Source organism: Bradyrhizobium sp. JYMT SZCCT0180 (assembly GCF_018130165.1).
Classification (GTDB): domain Bacteria; phylum Pseudomonadota; class Alphaproteobacteria; order Rhizobiales; family Xanthobacteraceae; genus Bradyrhizobium.
The window spans coordinates 53,609-70,452 of record NZ_JAFCLZ010000025.1; the positions used below are offsets into that span (position 1 = coordinate 53,609).

18 protein-coding genes and 1 tRNA gene are annotated in these 16,844 nt (G+C 63.7%); 6 read left to right on the forward strand and 13 right to left on the reverse strand.

Going from position 1 to position 16,844, the window contains the following annotated elements; translation table 11 throughout:
- The first annotated feature begins 138 nt into the window (after positions 1-138).
- The 4 genes from def to JQ641_RS30675 all read left to right on the forward strand — a co-directional run bounded on the left by def (position 139) and on the right by JQ641_RS30675 (position 2,983).
- Positions 139-666: a peptide deformylase gene (gene def / locus JQ641_RS30660; RefSeq protein ID WP_211999581.1), complete on the forward strand. Its 528-nt coding sequence runs from the start codon at positions 139-141 to the stop codon at positions 664-666.
- 174 nt (positions 667-840) lie between these two features.
- On the forward strand, positions 841-1,773 hold the full coding sequence (gene fmt / locus JQ641_RS30665; RefSeq protein WP_211999583.1) for a methionyl-tRNA formyltransferase: 933 nt from the start codon (positions 841-843) through the stop codon (positions 1,771-1,773).
- Entirely contained in the window at positions 1,773-2,510 is a 738-nt protein-coding gene (truA, locus tag JQ641_RS30670; protein WP_211999585.1) for a tRNA pseudouridine(38-40) synthase TruA, read from the forward strand. Before fmt ends, truA begins: the two co-directional genes overlap by 1 nt.
- Before the next feature lie 170 nt (positions 2,511-2,680).
- Positions 2,681-2,983 carry a GIY-YIG nuclease family protein gene (locus JQ641_RS30675; protein ID WP_211999662.1) on the forward strand — a complete coding sequence of 101 codons (303 nt, stop codon included), beginning with the start codon at positions 2,681-2,683 and terminating at the stop codon, positions 2,981-2,983.
- Between the two features lie 113 nt (positions 2,984-3,096).
- Here the strand turns inward: JQ641_RS30675 and dapE are convergent, their stop codons facing one another.
- From dapE to rpmH, 13 genes are all read right to left on the reverse strand, one after another.
- Positions 3,097-4,251 carry a succinyl-diaminopimelate desuccinylase gene (gene dapE / locus JQ641_RS30680; RefSeq protein WP_211999586.1) on the reverse strand — a complete coding sequence of 385 codons (1,155 nt, stop codon included), beginning with the start codon at positions 4,249-4,251 and terminating at the stop codon, positions 3,097-3,099.
- On the reverse strand, positions 4,244-4,870 hold the full coding sequence (locus JQ641_RS30685) for a DUF805 domain-containing protein (protein WP_211999588.1): 627 nt from the start codon (positions 4,868-4,870) through the stop codon (positions 4,244-4,246). The genes dapE and JQ641_RS30685 overlap by 8 nt, the downstream gene beginning before the upstream one ends.
- A gap of 29 nt (positions 4,871-4,899) precedes the next feature.
- Positions 4,900-5,424, reverse strand: coding sequence for a DUF805 domain-containing protein (locus JQ641_RS30690; RefSeq protein ID WP_249150859.1), 525 nt, complete (start codon positions 5,422-5,424; stop codon positions 4,900-4,902).
- Between the two features lie 58 nt (positions 5,425-5,482).
- Positions 5,483-6,703, reverse strand: a complete 1,221-nt coding sequence (locus JQ641_RS30695; RefSeq protein ID WP_211999591.1) for an MFS transporter — start codon at positions 6,701-6,703, stop codon at positions 5,483-5,485.
- Positions 6,704-6,725: 22 nt separating this feature from the next.
- The gene (gene dapD / locus JQ641_RS30700) at positions 6,726-7,571 is read right to left on the reverse strand and encodes a 2,3,4,5-tetrahydropyridine-2,6-dicarboxylate N-succinyltransferase (protein WP_211999592.1); all 846 of its coding nucleotides are present in this window, start codon (positions 7,569-7,571) and stop codon (positions 6,726-6,728) included.
- A 216-nt stretch (positions 7,572-7,787) separates the two neighbouring features.
- Positions 7,788-8,480, reverse strand: coding sequence for a pyrimidine 5'-nucleotidase (locus tag JQ641_RS30705; RefSeq protein ID WP_211999593.1), 693 nt, complete (start codon positions 8,478-8,480; stop codon positions 7,788-7,790).
- A gap of 163 nt (positions 8,481-8,643) precedes the next feature.
- A complete protein-coding gene (locus JQ641_RS30710) occupies positions 8,644-9,630 on the reverse strand; it encodes a DUF1036 domain-containing protein (RefSeq protein ID WP_211999664.1) in 987 nt (328 codons plus the stop codon).
- 77 nt (positions 9,631-9,707) lie between these two features.
- Entirely contained in the window at positions 9,708-10,604 is an 897-nt protein-coding gene (argB, locus tag JQ641_RS30715) for an acetylglutamate kinase (RefSeq protein ID WP_192739163.1), read from the reverse strand.
- A 263-nt stretch (positions 10,605-10,867) separates the two neighbouring features.
- Positions 10,868-11,239, reverse strand: a complete 372-nt coding sequence (locus tag JQ641_RS30720) for a DUF423 domain-containing protein (protein WP_211999594.1) — start codon at positions 11,237-11,239, stop codon at positions 10,868-10,870.
- On the reverse strand, positions 11,239-11,889 hold the full coding sequence (gene yihA, locus JQ641_RS30725) for a ribosome biogenesis GTP-binding protein YihA/YsxC (RefSeq protein ID WP_211999595.1): 651 nt from the start codon (positions 11,887-11,889) through the stop codon (positions 11,239-11,241). Before yihA ends, JQ641_RS30720 begins: the two co-directional genes overlap by 1 nt.
- Positions 11,890-12,062: 173 nt before the next feature.
- Positions 12,063-13,943, reverse strand: a complete 1,881-nt coding sequence (gene yidC / locus JQ641_RS30730) for a membrane protein insertase YidC (RefSeq protein WP_211999596.1) — start codon at positions 13,941-13,943, stop codon at positions 12,063-12,065.
- Between the two features lie 50 nt (positions 13,944-13,993).
- A complete protein-coding gene (gene rnpA / locus JQ641_RS30735) occupies positions 13,994-14,377 on the reverse strand; it encodes a ribonuclease P protein component (protein ID WP_211999597.1) in 384 nt (127 codons plus the stop codon).
- Between the two features lie 25 nt (positions 14,378-14,402).
- Entirely contained in the window at positions 14,403-14,537 is a 135-nt protein-coding gene (gene rpmH / locus JQ641_RS30740; RefSeq protein WP_006609582.1) for a 50S ribosomal protein L34, read from the reverse strand.
- Between the two features lie 438 nt (positions 14,538-14,975).
- Here rpmH and JQ641_RS30745 point away from each other — a divergent pair, with 438 nt between their 5' ends.
- Together JQ641_RS30745 and JQ641_RS30750 are read left to right on the forward strand one after the other, a co-directional pair.
- Positions 14,976-16,454: an ATP-binding protein gene (locus JQ641_RS30745; RefSeq protein WP_349628646.1), complete on the forward strand. Its 1,479-nt coding sequence runs from the start codon at positions 14,976-14,978 to the stop codon at positions 16,452-16,454.
- A gap of 188 nt (positions 16,455-16,642) precedes the next feature.
- Positions 16,643-16,719: transfer RNA gene (locus JQ641_RS30750), tRNA-Arg, on the forward strand.
- Positions 16,720-16,844: the final 125 nt, after the last annotated feature.

The following is a 16,844-nucleotide window of genomic DNA, read 5'->3' on the forward strand; positions in this document are numbered from 1 at the left end:
TAAGCCGATTCGCCTGATATCGCGAACGAAGAGGGAACATTTATGGTAAATGATCCCTTTATTTTCGTGGTTAACGCCGCCTTAACCGGTTCCGCCGCGCATTGACCGCGGCAAACCAGCAGCTTAAATCGCCCCATCATGGCAATCCGAGAAATCATCATCCTGCCGGACAAACAGTTGCGGCTCGTCTCCAAACCCGTCGAGAAGGTGACGGCGGAGATCCGCAAGCTCGCCGACGACATGTTCGAGACCATGTACGACGCGCCCGGCATCGGCCTCGCCGCGATCCAGGTCGCGCAGCCGCTGCGGCTGATCACCATGGATCTGGCCAAGAAGACCGAGGACGGCGAGACCAGGCCGCAGCCGCGGGTCTTCATCAATCCGGAGATCATCTCCTCGTCCGAGGAACTCTCGGTCTATGAGGAAGGCTGTCTGTCAATCCCCGAATATTACGAGGCAGTGGAGCGGCCGGCGCAGGTGCGCGTGCGCTTCACCGATCTGGACGGCAAGGTGCACGAGGAGGACGCCGACGGCCTGTTCGCCACCTGCATCCAGCACGAAATCGATCACCTCAACGGCGTGCTGTTCGTGGACTACCTGTCCAAGCTGAAGCGTGACCGTGTGCTGAAGAAATTCACAAAAGCCGCGAAGAGGGCGGCGGAGTAGTTACAGCTCTCTCTCTGCCGTCACCCTGAGGTGCGAGCTCTTGCGAGCCTCGAAGGGCGACGGCAGCCGCAAGCGACATTCTTTCTTTCCTGCGCATCCTTCGAGGCTCGCAAGGGCTCGCACCTCAGGATGACGCTCGTTATCTAGATGCCGGACTAGGGAAACGCTGCCGAGATGCCTCTCCGCTTGATCTTCATGGGCACGCCCGATTTCGCGGTGCCGACGCTGCTGGAGCTCGTGGCCCATGGCCATGAGATCGCGGCCGTCTACACCCGCGCGCCGAAGCCGGCCGGGCGCGGCATGAAGCTGCAGGTGACGCCGGTCGAGCAGGAAGCCCGGCGGCTCGGCATATCCGTGTTGACGCCGACCACATTGAAGACGCCGGACGCGCTCGAGACGTTTGGCGCGCACAACGCGGATGCCGCCGTCGTCGTCGCCTATGGCATGATCCTGCCGCAGGCGATCCTGGATGCGCCGCCGCTTGGCTGTTTCAACCTGCACGGCTCGTTGCTGCCGCGCTGGCGCGGCGCCGCCCCGATCAACCGCGCCATCATGGCAGGCGACGCCGAGTCCGGCGTGATGGTGATGAAGATGGATGTCGGCCTCGATACCGGCGACGTCGCGATGGCCGAGCGGCTGGCCATATCGGACACCATGACCGCAGCCGATCTGCACGACGCGCTGGCGCCATTGGGCGCCGATCTGATGGTGCGCGCGATGGGCGGGCTGGAACGCGGCGGTCTGCAATTGCGCAAGCAAAGCGAGCAGGGCGTCACCTATGCTGCCAAGATCGAGAAGGTCGAGGCGCGGATCGACTGGAGCAGGCCGGCGCGCGAGGTGCTGCGGCACATTCACGGGCTGTCGCCGTTTCCGGGCGCCTGGTGCGAGGCCGCGCTCGATGGCGAAGCGGCGCGTATCAAGATCCTGCGCTGTGAGCCGGCCAAGGGCGCGGGCGCGCCGGGCGATGTATTTGACGAGCAGCTCACGATCGCCTGCGGCGACGGCGCGATAAAAATTCTCGAGTTGCAGCGCGCCGGCAAGGCGCCGATGAAAGCCGCGGACTTTTTGCGCGGCACGCCGCTCAAGCCGCCGGCGCGGCTCGGCTGATGCCCCGCTACAAGCTCATCATCGAATATGACGGCACGCCCTTTTCGGGCTGGCAGATCCAGGACAACGCCCCAACGGTGCAGGGCGCGCTGGAAACCGCGGTCAAGGCGATCTGCGGCGAACAGGTTCGCGTGCATGGCGCAGGGCGCACCGATGCCGGCGTGCACGCGCTGGGGCAGGTCGCCCATTGCGATATCCAGAAACCGTTTCCGCCGGGGCGCTTGCGCGACGGGCTGAACGCGCATTTAAGGCCGCATCCGATCGGCGTGCTCAGCGCCGAGATCGTGGCCGACGATTTCGAGGCGAGATTTTCAGCCATGAAGCGGCATTACCGCTATCGCATCACCAACCATCGCGCCAACCTCGCGCTCGATATCGGCCGCACCTGGCGGGTGCCGCGGCGTCTCGACACCGACGCGATGCACACCGCCGCGCAGCGGCTGCTTGGCAAGCATGACTTCACGACGTTCCGCGACACCGAGTGCCAGGCGAAATCGCCGGAGAAGACGCTCGACCAGCTCGACGTCGTCAGGGACGGCGATGCGGTTGCGATCGTGACCTCGGCGCGCTCGTTCCTGCACAGCCAGGTTCGCTCGATGGTGGGCTCATTGGTCTGGGTCGGCGAGGGCCGCTGGAGCGCCGACGATCTTGCCTCAGCCCTCGCCGCCCGCAACCGCGCCGCCTGCGGCCCCGTCGCGCCGCCGGACGGGCTATATCTGGTGCGTGTGGATTATTAGGTGAGCCACCGGTCATACCCCGCGAAGGCGGGGTATCCAGTACGCCGCAGCTTCAGCGATAGACCGAGATGCTGCGGAATACTGGATCGTCCGCCTTCGCGGACGATGACCTCAGCGTTGCAGTCTTCGCCCGGCTTGACCGGGCGATCCAGTACTCCGAAACTTCAGCGATGGGACGGAAGAACTTCTACGTCTACATTCTTGCGAGCAAGATCGGCGGGACGCTCTACATCGGAGTGACCAGTGATCTCATTCGTCGTGTCGCAGAGCATCGTTTGAAGTTGGTGGAAAGTTTCACTGAGAGATACGATGTGGCGAAACTGGTATACTACGAGCAATTCGACGACGCCGAAAATGCAATAAAGCGCGAGAAACGGCTCAAGAAATGGAATCGATCTTGGAAGATACGACTGATTGAGGAGCACAATCCGAACTGGGACGACCTCTATCCCGGAATAGCCGGCCCGCCATAGTCTGGGTCATACCCCGCGAAGGCGGGGTATCCAGTACGCCGCGGCCGCAGTCGTTGATCGACAGGTCACGGAGTACTGGATCGTCCGCCTTCGCGGACGATGACACTGGTGGTTCACGCAAAGTACCGATCCAATATCCCGCGATACACCTTCGTCAGCTTCTCGATATCCGAGACCGGCGTGCGTTCGTCGACCTGGTGCATGGTCTGGCCGACCAGGCCGAATTCGATCACCGGGCAATAGCTCGAGATGAAGCGTGCGTCGGAGGTGCCGCCGCTCGTGCTCAGTTCCGGCTTGCGTCCCGTCACCTCTTCGATGGCGCTGACCGCGAGGTCGGTGAAGGCGCCGGGTTTTGTGACGAACACGTTGGAGTTCGAGGGCTCCCATTTGATGTGCGCGCGGATGCGGTTGCCGCAGGCTTTCGCCAGTCTCTCATCGACCAGCGCCCGCAGCGTTTCCTGCGTGTGGTTGTCGTTAAAGCGGATGTTGAATTTCGCGCGCGCCTGTCCGGGGATGACGTTGCTCGCGGTGTTGCCGACATCGACGGAGGTGAATTCAAGGTTGGAGGCCTGGAACTGGGCGCTGCCATGGTCGAGCGGCTCGTCGGAGAGCGCCACGATCAGCCGCGAAATATCCGGCACCGGATTGGCCGCGCGATGCGGATAGGCGACGTGGCCCTGCACGCCGTCGACGAACAGCGTGCCGGATTGCGAGCCGCGGCGGCCGACCTTGATGCAGTCTCCTAACACTTCGACATTCGAGGGTTCGCCGAGCACGCAATGGTCGAATTTCTCGCCGCGCTCGGCGCACCATTTCAGCAGCTTGATGGTGCCGTTGACGGAAATGTCTTCCTCGTCGCCGGTGATCAGGAACGAGATCGACCCCTTTGGCTTGCCGTCATGGTCAGCGAGATATTGCAACACCGCCGCGACGCTGCAGGCGATGCCGCCCTTCATGTCGACCGCGCCGCGGCCATAGAGAAAGCCGTCCTTGATGTCGCCCGAGAAAGCGCCATGGCTCCACGCCGCCTCATCGCCGGCGGGCACCACGTCGGTATGGCCGGCGAAGGTGATGTGCGGGGCACTATCGCCGATGCGGGCATAGAGATTGTCGATGTCAGCTGTGCCGGGCTCGCCGAATGTAACGCGATGCACCTCGAAGCCGGCGGCCTTCAGGAGGTTTTCGAGAACACCGAGCGCGCCGGCATCGGCCGGGGTGACGGAAGGGCAGCGGACGAGGTTGCGGGCAATGGAAACGGCATCATTCATACCCCGGCTTAACACGCCAAACCGGCGGCGGGCCAGCCTTGTGCGGCACCATTTCGATCTCGCTTTGCTGGTCCCATGCGGGCCGCGTATCGACCGGCGCCAGCGGGTCGGCGCCGTAGGCGTTGGTCCCGGTGGTGCCCTTGAGGCAATACAGCTCGACGAAACCCCACACGGTGAATACGAACGCGTTCAGGCTCAGCGGTATCACGAAGTAGGAATCGCCGAGCAAATCCTCGAGCCGGGTACCGAACTGGCTGTAAAGACCGGGCATCACGAAGAACAGCAGCATCCACCAGCCGCTCTTGTTGCGGTCATGCAGCCGCTTGACCGAGGTCGCAAGATAGACCCACAGGAACAGCGGCATTCCGATCACCTGGATCAAGAGGCTGATGCGATTGGCTGACGACAACGACCGCCAGGCTTCGGGATCGATGACGCTGAAGATCTGGTCGGTCCCAATGTGGAACGATTTTGGCGTGACCGCACCGAACAGATGGGCGACGCTCGACACCGCCACAGCCAGGAATACCATCCAGCTGATGACAATCAGCATCGCCAGCCAGCATTTGGCGCGGTTGATGCGGCCTTCGAAGCTGAACAGGTACCAGACGTATTTCATGCACGAAACTCCGGGCTAACAGCCAGGTATCAACCACGTGCGACCGGACCGGCACGGTGCAGGAGAAAATCCGGAACGCCGAACGACTGCGGGTGCGACATGATGGGCGATTTGGGAGCACGCGTCGGATCGGCTCCGAACCGGTTGCGGCCGTCGGTTCCGATCAGGAAAAACAGCTCGATGACAATCCAGGTTTGCAGAACCGATAGCGCCACAGCACCCATCACGAGCAGCATCTCCCGCGCGGCCGAAACATCAACGCCGAAATAGAGCCCGAAGAACAGAGCATAATAAACGTAGGAGAGAGGGTTGACGATCAGCACCGCAATCGCCCACCAGCCGCTCCTGTTGCGGTCGTGAAGCCGCTTGGCGGTCGTGGCAGCGTTGATCCAGAGCATCGCGATGACGGCGCCGGCCTGCAAAACCTCCCATTGCCCGAACGGGGATTTGAGCCAAAGCACCAGCCAGAAGGTCAGGAGTGCGAGCTGGACAGCAAGGTACCTGGCGCGGTTGATGCGGCCATTGAAACCAAGCAGTAAACGGGCGTAGTCCATCACAACCTCCGGACGGCAGAAAAACGCCGCGGTTCCGGAATATTGGTCGCGTTCCCACCTATTTTGGTTCGATTCGGCCTGCTTTGGTTCGGCCCTGCACCGCCAGCAGGCCCACCAGCGCCACCAGCGCAAAGCCGGCACCGGCGAAGAACGTGGCTTCCGGCCCTGCACGATCCCACAACGCCCCGGCCATGACGCTGGCCGCCAGCATGGCAAAGCCGCCCAGCAGGTTGAAAAATCCGAAGGCCGTGCCCCGCAATTCGGGAGGCGAGGTATCCGCCACCAGCGTCGCCAGCAGCCCCTGGGTCAATCCCATGTGCAGCCCCCACAGCGCGACGCCGAGCGCGACCCCCGTGAGCGAAGGCAGCAAGGCGAGCACGATATCGGCGGCCACCAGCACCAGGATGCCGACAGCCAGAACGGTGACGCGATTGACGCGGTCCGACAATACGCCGGCCGGGTAGGCGGCGGCGGCGTAAACCACGTTCATCAGCACCAGCACCACGGGCACGAGGGTGAGCGGCATGCCGACGCCCTGCGCGCGCAGGATCAGGAAGGCTTCGCTGAAGCGCGCCAGCGTGAAAACCGTCGCGACCGCCACCACCCACCAATAGGCCGCGCCGAGATTCCTGATTTCGGCAAGGCTGATCGGGTTGCGTACCTTGCGCAAGCCTGCGGGGCGGTCGGGCTCGCGCACCGCGAAGATGATCAAGGCCAGGGACAGGAAGCCGGGGATGACCGCAAACCAGAACACCGCCTTGAAATTGTCCGCGGTCAGCCACATCAGGCCGATGGCCAGCAAGGGGCCGGCGAAAGCTCCGATCGTATCGAGCGACTGGCGCAGGCCAAAGCTGGCTCCGCGCAGATGCGCCGGCGCAAGGTCCGCCACCAGCGCGTCGCGTGGCGCGCCCCGGATGCCTTTTCCGACCCGGTCGATGAAGCGCGCCGCGACCAGCCAGCCGACCGTCGGCGCCAGCGGAAACATCGGCTTGGTCAGCGCCGCAAGGCCGTAGCCAAACGCCGCGAGCCATTTGCGCTTGCCGAGCCAATCGGAAAGCGCGCCGGAAAATATCTTGGTGATCGACGCGGTCGCTTCCGCAATGCCTTCGATCACGCCCACGGTCACCATCGAGGTGCCGACCACGGTGACAAGATAGATCGGCAGCAGCGCATGGATCATCTCCGATGAGATGTCCATCAGCATCGAGACGAAGCCGAGCGCCCACACCCCGCCCGGAATGTCGCGCAGGGAGTGGGAGCGCGTGCGTGCCTCAGGCATGGCTGAGAATCAGCCCGCTATCCTAGTCGCGCAGCAGCTCGTTGATGCTGGTCTTGGCGCGGGTGCGCTCGTCGACGCGCTTGACGATGACGGCGCAGGCGGTGGACGGGCCGGGCTGGCCGTTCTTCAGGGGACGCGCCGGCAGGTTGCCGGGCACCACAACGGCATATTCCGGAACTTCGCCGATGAAGGTCTCGCCGGTGTCGCGGTCGACGATCTTGGTAGAGGCGCCGAGGAACACGCCCATCGAGAGCACCGCGCCCTTGCGGACGATCACGCCTTCGGCCACTTCCGAGCGCGCGCCGATGAAGCAATCGTCCTCGATGATCACAGGCTCGGCCTGCAGCGGTTCCAGCACGCCGCCGATACCGACGCCGCCGGAAATGTGCACGCGCTTGCCGATCTGCGCGCAGGAGCCGACGGTGGACCAGGTGTCGATCATGGTGGCTTCATCGACATAGGCGCCGAGATTGACGAAGGACGGCATCAGCACGACGTTGCGGGCGATGAAGGCCGAGCGGCGCACGATCGCGCCGGGCACCGCGCGGAAGCCGGCGTCGCGAAAACGGTTCTCGCCCCAGCCATCGAACTTTGACGGCACCTTGTCCCACCACGTCGCCTTGCCGGGGCCGCCCGGGATCGCGCCCATGTCGTTGAGGCGGAACGACAGCAGCACCGCCTTCTTCAGCCACTGATTGACTTTCCACTTGCCGTCGGCCGCACGCTCGGCGACGCGCACTTCACCCTTGTCGAGCAGTTCGAGCGAATGATCGACAGCCTCGCGAACTTCACCCTTGGTCGACGTCGAGATGCCGTCGCGGGCATCGAACGCGGTATTGACGGTGGATTCCAGCGCGGACAGGGACATCGGGATTTCCTTAGGACATCGGGCCAGTTGTAACGTGAATTGGGAGGCTTTTTCGGGATTTGGCGGCGGAGAGTCAAGGCTTGCTCTGTTGTCGTCACCCGCGGAGGCGGGTGACCCAGTATTCCAGAGACGTTCGTGATTGAGCCGAGAGGCTGCGGCGTACTGGGTACCCGCTTTCGCGGGGTATGACGACTGCGCGTGTGGCGCATGCGTGCCCTAGCCTTTTGGCAACCCTTCCAAAAACCCCGTCAAATCATCCGTGACATGATCGACATAGGCGGCGTCGCGGCCTTCCAGTTCCCAGTCCTCGCGCACCACTTCCTTGGCGCCGTCAGGCACCACCAGCACCGTGGTCATGCCGAGCTCGTGCGGCACCACGAGGTTGCGGGCGAGATCCTCGAACATCGCCGATTTCGTGGGATCGACGCCGTGAACCCGGAGGAATTTCTGGTAGGTCTGCAGCGCCGGCTTCGGCTCCAGTTCGGCGGCGATGATGTCGAACACCGCCTCGAAATGGTCGCCAATGCCGAGCCGCGCCAGCACCGCGCCGGCATGGTCGGTCGAGCCGTTGGTCAGGATCAGCTTGCGCCCCGGCAGCCTGGCGATCGCTGATCCCATCGCCGGGTTCGGCTCCAGCGGCGAATGATCGATCTTGTGCACGTAAGCCAGGTAATCGTCGGCGTGCACGCCATGCTCGGTCATCATGCCGCGCATGCTGGTGCCATAGCGGCGGTAATAATCCTTCTGCAGCACCCGCGCTTCTTCCGCCGATATTTTCAAGTAGTTGGCGATGAACTCGCCGATGCGGGCGTCGACCTGTTGCCACAGATTGACGTGATGCGGATACAGCGTGTTGTCGAGGTCGAACACCCAGGTGTCGATGTGGGTGAAGGTGCGGGGTGTTGTCATGACTCGCTCTCCACCGTCGTCCCGGCGAAGGCCGGGACCCATACGCCGAGTAGTCTATTGGTGTGCACGCTGTGAGTTGCCTTTGGTTGTAGTGTAGTCGGTGGCCAAGGCTGGGATCGGTGGTTATGGGTCCCGGCCTTCGCCGGGACGACGATAGACTGCATCATGGCATTGCAAACCTTAGCGTCTTGCCGCCGCCCGTCATGTCGACGACGGCAAAGCCGATCGGGCTGAGGCCGCGGCTGCCACAATCGCCCTGTTCGTTGATTTCGAATTTGCTCTCGCGGGTGCAGAGCTCCTTGGTGCCGCCCCAGTTCAGCGGCTTGTCCTTCAGCCTGACCGTGCGGTTCTCGCCGTCGACGGCCTCGGCGAAACTGAACACCTGCTTCGGTTGGCCGATCACGTCGGGATGCAGGCATTTGCCGGGATCGATCCGATACCAGCCGCGGCTGGTCACGGCCTTGCCGTCGTCGGTGGCGACCGCGGCCATGATCTTGTGCGGGGTGTCGTTGCACCAGGTTAGCCCCGTCGCGGACGGCGACTGCACCGCGTCGATCATGGTGGTGAAGAAGTTCGGCGACTGCACGATGTCGGGGCTAAGCCCTCGATTCTTCAGGAATGCGCTCAGCGCGGCTTGCGTCTTCGGGCCATCGACGCCGTCGATCGGGGCGGCGTCATAGCCCGCGATCACCAGCAGCCGCTGGATGCCGGCAAGGCGCGCCTGTTCGTCGTCATACTCGCTGCCCTCGGCGAGATAAGCGACCAGATTGCCGTCATCGGTCCGCGTCGGCGTGACCTGGGTGAACGGCGCCGGGGTCTGTCCGGTCCGGCACTGGCGCGCCGCGGCGATGATGAAGTTCTCCGGCGCGATGCACAGCGTGTCGTTGCCGCCCTGCGGGATCGGCGAGGCGCCGTAGACGCCGAGCGCGCGCGCATTGAGGAGGATGCGATCCGCGGTCAGCGCGCCCTGCAGCACGACGCGGCAGGCGGCGGGATCGATGCGAAACCAGCCCCTTGTGGCGGTCGCCGATTTGTCGTCGATGCCGATCGCGGCTTCGACCACATAGCTCATGCGGTTGCAGAGCTTCAGGTCGGCCAGCGCCGGCAGCGACGAGACGAACAGCGAGATCGCGGCGGCCGGCAGCGCCAGGACCGTGCGCCTCCCATACCGCCGCATTCTGGCGCGAAAGCGGCGCGTGAACTTCGCGGGCGGGGAGATCGCGCTTGTCACTTGTGGATCAGCGTGCCGGTGCCCTGATTGGTGAACAATTCGAGCAGCACGGCGTGCTGTGTCTTGCCGTCGATGATGACGACGCCCTGCACGCCCTGTTCGAGCGCATAGATACAGGTCTCAACCTTGGGGATCATGCCGCCGGAAATCGTGCCGTCGGCGATCAGCTTGCGCGCATCCTTCACCGACAGTTCCGGAATCAGCTTCTTGGACTTGTCGAGCACGCCGGGAACGTCGGTCAGCAGCAGCAGGCGTTTTGCCTTCAGCGCGCCGGCTACCGCGCCGGCAAAGGTGTCGGCGTTGACGTTCAGCGTCTGCCCGTCATGCGAGGTCGCCAGCGGCGCCAGCACCGGGATCAGCTCATAGCCGATCAGCTGGTTCAACAAGGTCAGGTCAACCTTGTCGGGGTCGCCGACGAAACCGAGATCGACGGCCTTTTCGATGTTGGAATCCGGATCGACCATGGTGCGCGTCGTCTTCGACGCCTTCACCATGTTGCCGTCCTTGCCGCTGAGGCCGACGGCCTTGCCGCCGGCTTCGTTGATGTAGCCGACCAGTTGCTTGTTGACCGAACCGGCCAGCACCATCTCGACGATTTCGATGGTCGCCGCATCGGTGATGCGGAGGCCCGCGGCGAATTCGGACTGGATGCCGAGCCGCTTCAGCATGGTCGCGATCTGCGGCCCGCCGCCATGCACCACCACCGGATTGATCGCGGTCTGCTCCAGGAGCACGATGTCGCGGGCGAAAGCCTTGGCGAGATCCTCGGCGCCCATGGCATGGCCGCCATATTTAATGACGATGGTTTCCTCGTCATATTGCTGCATGTGCGGCAGCGCCTCGGACAGGATGCGGGCCTGATCGAGTGGGCTGATATGTTGCGAGTCGGTCATGAAGCGGCTCTCGTCATTTCCAGATGTCGGGCCGGGTTCTAGCTGATTGGCGGGCAGGGCGCAAAGTACCACTTGCCCTCTTTTGCTCCGCTTGTGCCGGGCGTTCCCCGGATGCTGCGCAGCGCGCCGCTCTTGCGGCGTGGTGGGCTGCTGATCCGGGGTCCATCGAGAAGCGAAAATGGGTCCCGGCTCTGCGGAGCAGCGCGTAAACGCGCTGGTGGGCCGCTGCACCGCGTCCGGGACACGGAATAACTAGCCGCGCTTCAATTTCGCCTCGGCCACGCCGCAGCCACGGCGACAGCCAGCCAACTCAGAATCAACAGCGTCCCACCCGTGGGGGCTGCCATCGGAAACAGGCCGTGTCCGGCGTATTGCCGCAGCGTCAGATCGCCGGCGAACAGGCCGGCCGCGATGACGAAGCCGAAGGCGGCCGCGATGCCGATCCTGACATGGATGAGGCCACGTTCGGCCAACGCCACCGCAGCGAGAACGGCGGTGGCATGGAACAGCAGCATCGATGACGCCGACGCCAGCCGCGACGCATCGGCCTGATGCGCGGAGGCGGCCGCCAGCATCACGCCATCGGCGCCCATGATGGCGGCCAGCACGATCAGGACGCGACAGGCGCGTGACATCAGCTGCGCTCACCGAGCAGACGCACCATCGCCGCGCGCAATTCCGGCATGCCACTGCCATCGCGCGAGGAGGTCACCAGCACGTCCGGAAACGCGGCGGGATGTTTGGCGAGTGCGGTTGTGGTCTCTTCGATGTGCTTTTCGAGCTCGGTGCGCTTGACCTGATCGGCCTTGGTCAGCACCACCTGATAGCTCACGGCGGATTTATCCAGCGTCTTCAGCACGTCCTGGTCGACGTCCTTGATGCCGTGGCGGGCATCGATCAGCACATAGACCCGCGCCAGCGTGGCGCGGCCCTGCAGGAATTGATGGATCAGCTTGGTCCAGGACGCGACCTTGGCCTTCGGCGCCGAGGCGTAGCCATAGCCGGGCATGTCGACCAGGCGCAGCCCGGCGTTCTCAGGGCCTTCGAAGAAGATCAGTTCCTGGGTGCGTCCGGGCGTGTGCGAGGTGCGGGCCAGCGCGTTGCGGCCGGTCAGCGCGTTGATGAGGCTCGATTTGCCGACATTGGAACGGCCGGCAAACGCCACCTCCACGCTGGCCATCGGCGGCAGCGTTTCGATCGACGGCGACGCCCAGACGAACTGCCATTCGCCGGCGAAAAGTTTTCGCCCCTCTTCGATCAGCTTCGCATCGGTTTCCGCGGTCATGCGAAGGCTTTCTATTCTCCGTCATGGCCGGGCTTGTCCCGGCCATCCACGACTTGCTTTCTCGGACCCAAAGACGTGGATGCCCGGGACGTCTAGCGCGAAGACGCGCTTCGCGCTTCTGCCCGGGCATGACGAGTTGGGAGTATTCGCGTCCAACAACCAGATGCCGGTCGTCAGGTTTTTGAATCGGCCTTCTTGGCGAACGTCGCCTTGAGATTGTCGAACAACTCCACCTTCACGCCGTTCTTGCGCATGATGAAGCTCTGCTGCAGCACCGACAGCAGGTTGTTCCAGGCCCAGTAGATCACGAGACCTGCCGGGAATCCGGCCAGCATGAAGGTAAAGATCAGCGGCATCCAGTCGAAGATCATCTTCTGGGTCGGATCCGGCGGCGTCGGGTTGAGCTTCATCTGGAACCACATCGTGATGCCCATGATGATCGGCCAGACGCCGAGCATCAGATACGGGCCGACATGCGGTCCGAGCACCATGGGATCCCACGGGATCAGCCCGAACAGGTTGAAGATCGTGGTCGGATCGGGCGCCGAAAGGTCCTTGATCCAGCCGTAGAACGGCGCGTGGCGCATTTCGATGGTGACGAACAGCACCTTGTAGAGCGAGAAGAACACCGGGATCTGCAACAGGACGGGAAGACAACCGGCGACCGGGTTGATCTTCTCCTTCTTGTAGATCTCCATCATCTCCTGTTGCTGCTTCTGGCGGTCGTCGGGATAGCGCTCCTTCAGTGCGGCCAGTTGCGGCTGCACCGATTTCATCTTGGCCATCGAGGCGTAGGATTTGTTGGCGAGCGGGAAGAACAAGAGCTTCACCAGCACCGTCACCAGCAGGATCGAGACGCCGAAATTGCCGACCAGGTGGAAGAAGTAATCCAGCGCCAGGAACATCGGCTTGGTGATGAAGTAGAACCAGCCCCAGTCGATCAACAGGTCGAAATGGTTGAGCTCGAGCTGCTTGTTGTAGCCGCCGTGGCCGGCGAAGGGAAAGTTGATGCCGACGACGTTGGCTTCCTTGGCGCCGGCGAACAGCCGCGCATTGGTGCTGCCGGTGCCGCCGATCGCGACGGTCTGCGGATCCTGCAAATAGTCGGTCTGATAACGGACCTTGGCGCCCGGTTCGGCGAGGAAGCGGGCCTTCAGGCGCGCCGACGTGTCAGGCAACAGCGCCGCAGCCCAGTACTTGTCGGTGATGCCGAGCCAGCCATTGGTGACATTGAACTCGAAGCCCCGGCCGCCACTGCCCAGAACCGGCGCCTCGGCGACGGATTTGTAGCCGTGTTCCTGCAGGCCCTTGTCGCCGAGATAGCCGATCAGGCCTTCATGCAGGATGTAGTAGCCCGAGACCTCAGGCGTGCCGTGACGAGAGATGAGGGCGAACGGATAGAGCGTGACCGGCGCGGTGCCGACATTGGTGACGTCGTCCTTGACGCTGAACAGATAGCGGTCGTCGATCGAAATGGTGCGGCGGAAGGTGAGGCCTTCGCCGTTGTCCCATTTCAGCGTCACCGGGTGGGTCGGCGACAGCGCGCCGGAGCCTTCCTGCTGCCACACCGTATCGCGGTCGGGAAGCCGCGCCGTCGAACCTGCGGCCCCGACCCAGCCGAACTCGGCATAATAGGGATGCGCGGTGTTCGACGGAGAGAACAGCACGATCGCAGGCGATTTCGGGTCGACCGTGTCGCGGTATTGCACCAGTGCGAGATCGTCGATGCGGGCGCCCTTCAGTGCGATGCTGCCCGTCACCCGCGGCGTGTCGATCTTGACGCGGGGGGTTGCGGCAATCGCAGCCTCGCGGCTGACGACGGGCACAGCCGCGCCCGGCTGGGCGGGCGTGGTGGCGGACGGGGTCGAACCTGGCGTCGGCGTGGTCGTGGCGGAACCCGGCGCTGGCTGCGACGAGGACTTTGCGAGCTCGGCCTGGGTCTGCGACTGCAGACGCTGCCTTTCCATCTGCGGCGCGTTGTAGAAATATTGCCACGCGATCAGCACGAGGCCGGACAGAATGACGGCGAGGATGGTGTTGCGATTGTCGGTCATCGTTTCAAGGTCTCGTCATTCAACTCGGGTTCCGGCTCGCGCCGTCGTCGTTATTCGGTGTCTTTGGACGCGTTGTCTTGACGCGGAAGCGCTTTGGCCACTTTTGCCGGCTGCCGGTCGAGGCGGAGCAGCGCCTGGCGAAGGTCGTCGAGCATGGTCGTAAAGTCGCGGTGCAGCGCCGCGCGCCGCCCGACTAGCACATAATCATGGTGCGGTCGCATCGGTATGACGTCCAGCCGCTTCACCAGTTCGCGAAGCCTGCGCCGGATACGATTACGCTCGGTAGCGGTACCGTTCTTTTTGGTAACGGTAAAACCGATCCGGATCGGGCCATCATCGTCGCGGCAGCGTCCCTGCACCACGAAGGCGGCGCTGTTGGCTCGCGCGCCATTGGCAACGGCGAGGAAGTCCGCCCGCTGCCTTAGCCGATCCATAATAAGGTCTCCGGAGACGTCCGGCTCAGGCGCTCAGACGCTTGCGGCCACGCGCACGGCGCGCAGCGAGAACCTTGCGGCCGCCGGTCGTGGCGAGACGGGCGCGGAAGCCGTGACGGCGCTTGCGCACCAGTTTGCTGGGTTGATAAGTCCGCTTCACGGGTAGTTCTCCGCTAACCTGGCAAGCTGCCGCTGAATTGCAAACTGCCGCTGAATTGATGGTAAGTCCGGTAATGCTGGCCGGCCCAAGACGGGCCATTGACGGCCCCAAATGAGCCGCCCCCGGTCAGACCGGGCCATAGCGGACAATTGCGCGGCTTATACGGGAGCGACCTGTTTTCGTCAATGTTGCGCGGTGCCACAATCGGGCTTCTTTGAAATGGCACAATTGGAGCGAATATTATTGTTTTCGCGGGGTTTTTAGGGACGGGACGGCAACTCGCCCCTGACATCGGAACCGGCCGACATTAGCGATCGGTAATTTGACCGGTCGGTGGCCGGAACGCATCCTCGCAAATCAGCGCGCGGGCGGCGGCCATGAAGCCGATCTTGAGCTGCTGTCGTGCGCGTGAAACAAGGTTATCAAGGCGGATATTTCGTGTCAGCGACCGACGACCAGCCGACCATTGAAGCGCCGCGGCCCCCGACGCCGCGCCGGCTCGGCCTGTCCGGCAAGCTGCTGCTGCTCACCATTCCCCTCGTCATGATCGCCGGCCTGATGATCTACGTGCCCGCGATCGCGAATTTCCGCATCAACCGCCTGAACGACCGCATTGCCGCGGCGAGCACCGCGGCGCTGGTGCTGGACGCCGCCCCCTCGGGCATGGTCCCGGAATCGCTGGCGCGGCAGATTTTGAAGAGCGTCGGCGCCCGCGCGGTCGCCATCAAGATGGGGCAGCAGCGCCGTCTGCTCGCCAGCGCCGATTTGCCGACGGCGATCGACCACGACATCGACATGCGGACCATCACGGTATGGTCCGCCATCGTCGATTCCATCGAAACCATGCTGGAGACGGACAACCATGTGATCCGCGTGGTGGGACCTGCGCCCAGCGGCGGGCAATTCATCGAGGTCGTCGTCGACGAGGCGCCGCTGCGGCAGGCGATGTACCGCTTCTCGCGCAACACGCTCCTGGTCTCGCTGGCTATCGCCATGCTGACGGCCGCGCTGGTCTATTTCGCCATGCATCATCTGTTCGTGCGGCCGATGCGGCGGCTGACCGCGAACCTGGTCGGTTTCCATGAAAACCCGGAAAGTTCGGCGCGCATCATCGTGCCGAGCCAGCGCGGCGACGAGATCGGGGTCGTGGAGCGCGAATTGTCCGACATGCAGCGCGACCTGGTGTCGATGCTGCATCAAAAGAGCCGGCTCGCCGCACTCGGCCTTGCGGTCTCCAAGATCAACCATGATTTGCGCAATCTTCTGGCGTCGTCGCAATTATTGTCCGACCAGCTCGCCAGCGTGCCCGATCCGCGGGTGCAGCGCTTTGCGCCAAAACTGATGCGCTCGTTGGAGCGCGCCATCGATTTCTGTCAGTCGACCCTTTCTTATGGCCGCGTGCAGGAAGCCGCCCCCGACCGCCGCATGATGCTGGTCGAGCCTGTCGTGGCCGAAGTGCGCGAATCCGCGGGCCTTGCCGCCGATGCCTCGATCGCCTGGGTCAGCGCGATCGAGCGCGGGCTCACCGTGGACGCCGATCCCGATCAGATGTTTCGCGTGCTGCTCAATCTGGTGCGCAACGCCGCGCAGGCGCTGGAGTCCCGGCCGAAGGGCGATGCGGCGGCGCTGCAGATTCGCATCACCGGCCGCCGCGAAGGCGCGGTTGCGATCATCGAGGTTTCCGATACCGGCCCGGGCGTGCCGGCGAGGGCGCGCGAGCATTTGTTCGAGGCCTTCCAGACCTCCGGCCGGCCCGGCGGCAGCGGGCTTGGCCTCGCCATCGCCGCCGAGCTGGTTCGCGCCCATGGCGGCGATATTCATCTGGTCGAAGGCACCATCGGCGCCACCTTCCGGATCTCGATTCCGGACCGCCCGGTGGAACTGCAAACCGTCCGCAACGAGCGGGCACGGGCGTAAATCACGCTATTTGCTGCATTTTGTGACCGATCTGGCCGGTTTGCCCCGGCCAAATCGTTTGCCAAAACCCGCGTTCCGGAGCTTGCCAATCGGACGCGGAGCGGGTAGCTAAAGCGCTCTTTCGCGACGTTTCCGACACCATTCGGATGCATCGGGGCGACCAGCCCACGATGGCCCTAGCGAAAAACGCGCCCGTAGCTCAGCTGGATAGAGCACCAGACTACGAATCTGGGGGTCAGGAGTTCGAATCTCTTCGGGCGCGCCATTTCTTCTTCGCCAAATCTACGACCTCCCCGCGAGCGGCCACTCCAGAAGATGACGGCAGCAATCCGTTGTCGTAGGCGGGGCCGAATGCGTCTCGGCCGTCCTGGCCATTCGGACGACGTGTGG

What these genes read in the sequence shown, in the direction of transcription:
- rnpA (WP_211999597.1), bottom strand. Translation starts at nt 14,377, where the DNA reads ATGGATCGGCTAAGGCAGCGGGCGGACTTCCTCGCCGTTGCCAATGGC.
- truA (WP_211999585.1), top strand. Translation starts at nt 1,773, where the DNA reads ATGCCCCGCTACAAGCTCATCATCGAATATGACGGCACGCCCTTTTCG.
- JQ641_RS30675 (WP_211999662.1), top strand. Translation starts at nt 2,681, where the DNA reads ATGGGACGGAAGAACTTCTACGTCTACATTCTTGCGAGCAAGATCGGC.
- dapD (WP_211999592.1), bottom strand. Translation starts at nt 7,571, where the DNA reads ATGTCCCTGTCCGCGCTGGAATCCACCGTCAATACCGCGTTCGATGCC.
- JQ641_RS30720 (WP_211999594.1), bottom strand. Translation starts at nt 11,239, where the DNA reads ATGTCACGCGCCTGTCGCGTCCTGATCGTGCTGGCCGCCATCATGGGC.
- JQ641_RS30690 (WP_249150859.1), bottom strand. Translation starts at nt 5,424, where the DNA reads ATGGACTACGCCCGTTTACTGCTTGGTTTCAATGGCCGCATCAACCGC.
- JQ641_RS30695 (WP_211999591.1), bottom strand. Translation starts at nt 6,703, where the DNA reads ATGCCTGAGGCACGCACGCGCTCCCACTCCCTGCGCGACATTCCGGGC.
- yidC (WP_211999596.1), bottom strand. Translation starts at nt 13,943, where the DNA reads ATGACCGACAATCGCAACACCATCCTCGCCGTCATTCTGTCCGGCCTC.
- JQ641_RS30685 (WP_211999588.1), bottom strand. Translation starts at nt 4,870, where the DNA reads ATGAAATACGTCTGGTACCTGTTCAGCTTCGAAGGCCGCATCAACCGC.
- def (WP_211999581.1), top strand. Translation starts at nt 139, where the DNA reads ATGGCAATCCGAGAAATCATCATCCTGCCGGACAAACAGTTGCGGCTC.
- JQ641_RS30705 (WP_211999593.1), bottom strand. Translation starts at nt 8,480, where the DNA reads ATGACAACACCCCGCACCTTCACCCACATCGACACCTGGGTGTTCGAC.
- dapE (WP_211999586.1), bottom strand. Translation starts at nt 4,251, where the DNA reads ATGAATGATGCCGTTTCCATTGCCCGCAACCTCGTCCGCTGCCCTTCC.
- yihA (WP_211999595.1), bottom strand. Translation starts at nt 11,889, where the DNA reads ATGACCGCGGAAACCGATGCGAAGCTGATCGAAGAGGGGCGAAAACTT.
- fmt (WP_211999583.1), top strand. Translation starts at nt 841, where the DNA reads ATGCCTCTCCGCTTGATCTTCATGGGCACGCCCGATTTCGCGGTGCCG.
- argB (WP_192739163.1), bottom strand. Translation starts at nt 10,604, where the DNA reads ATGACCGACTCGCAACATATCAGCCCACTCGATCAGGCCCGCATCCTG.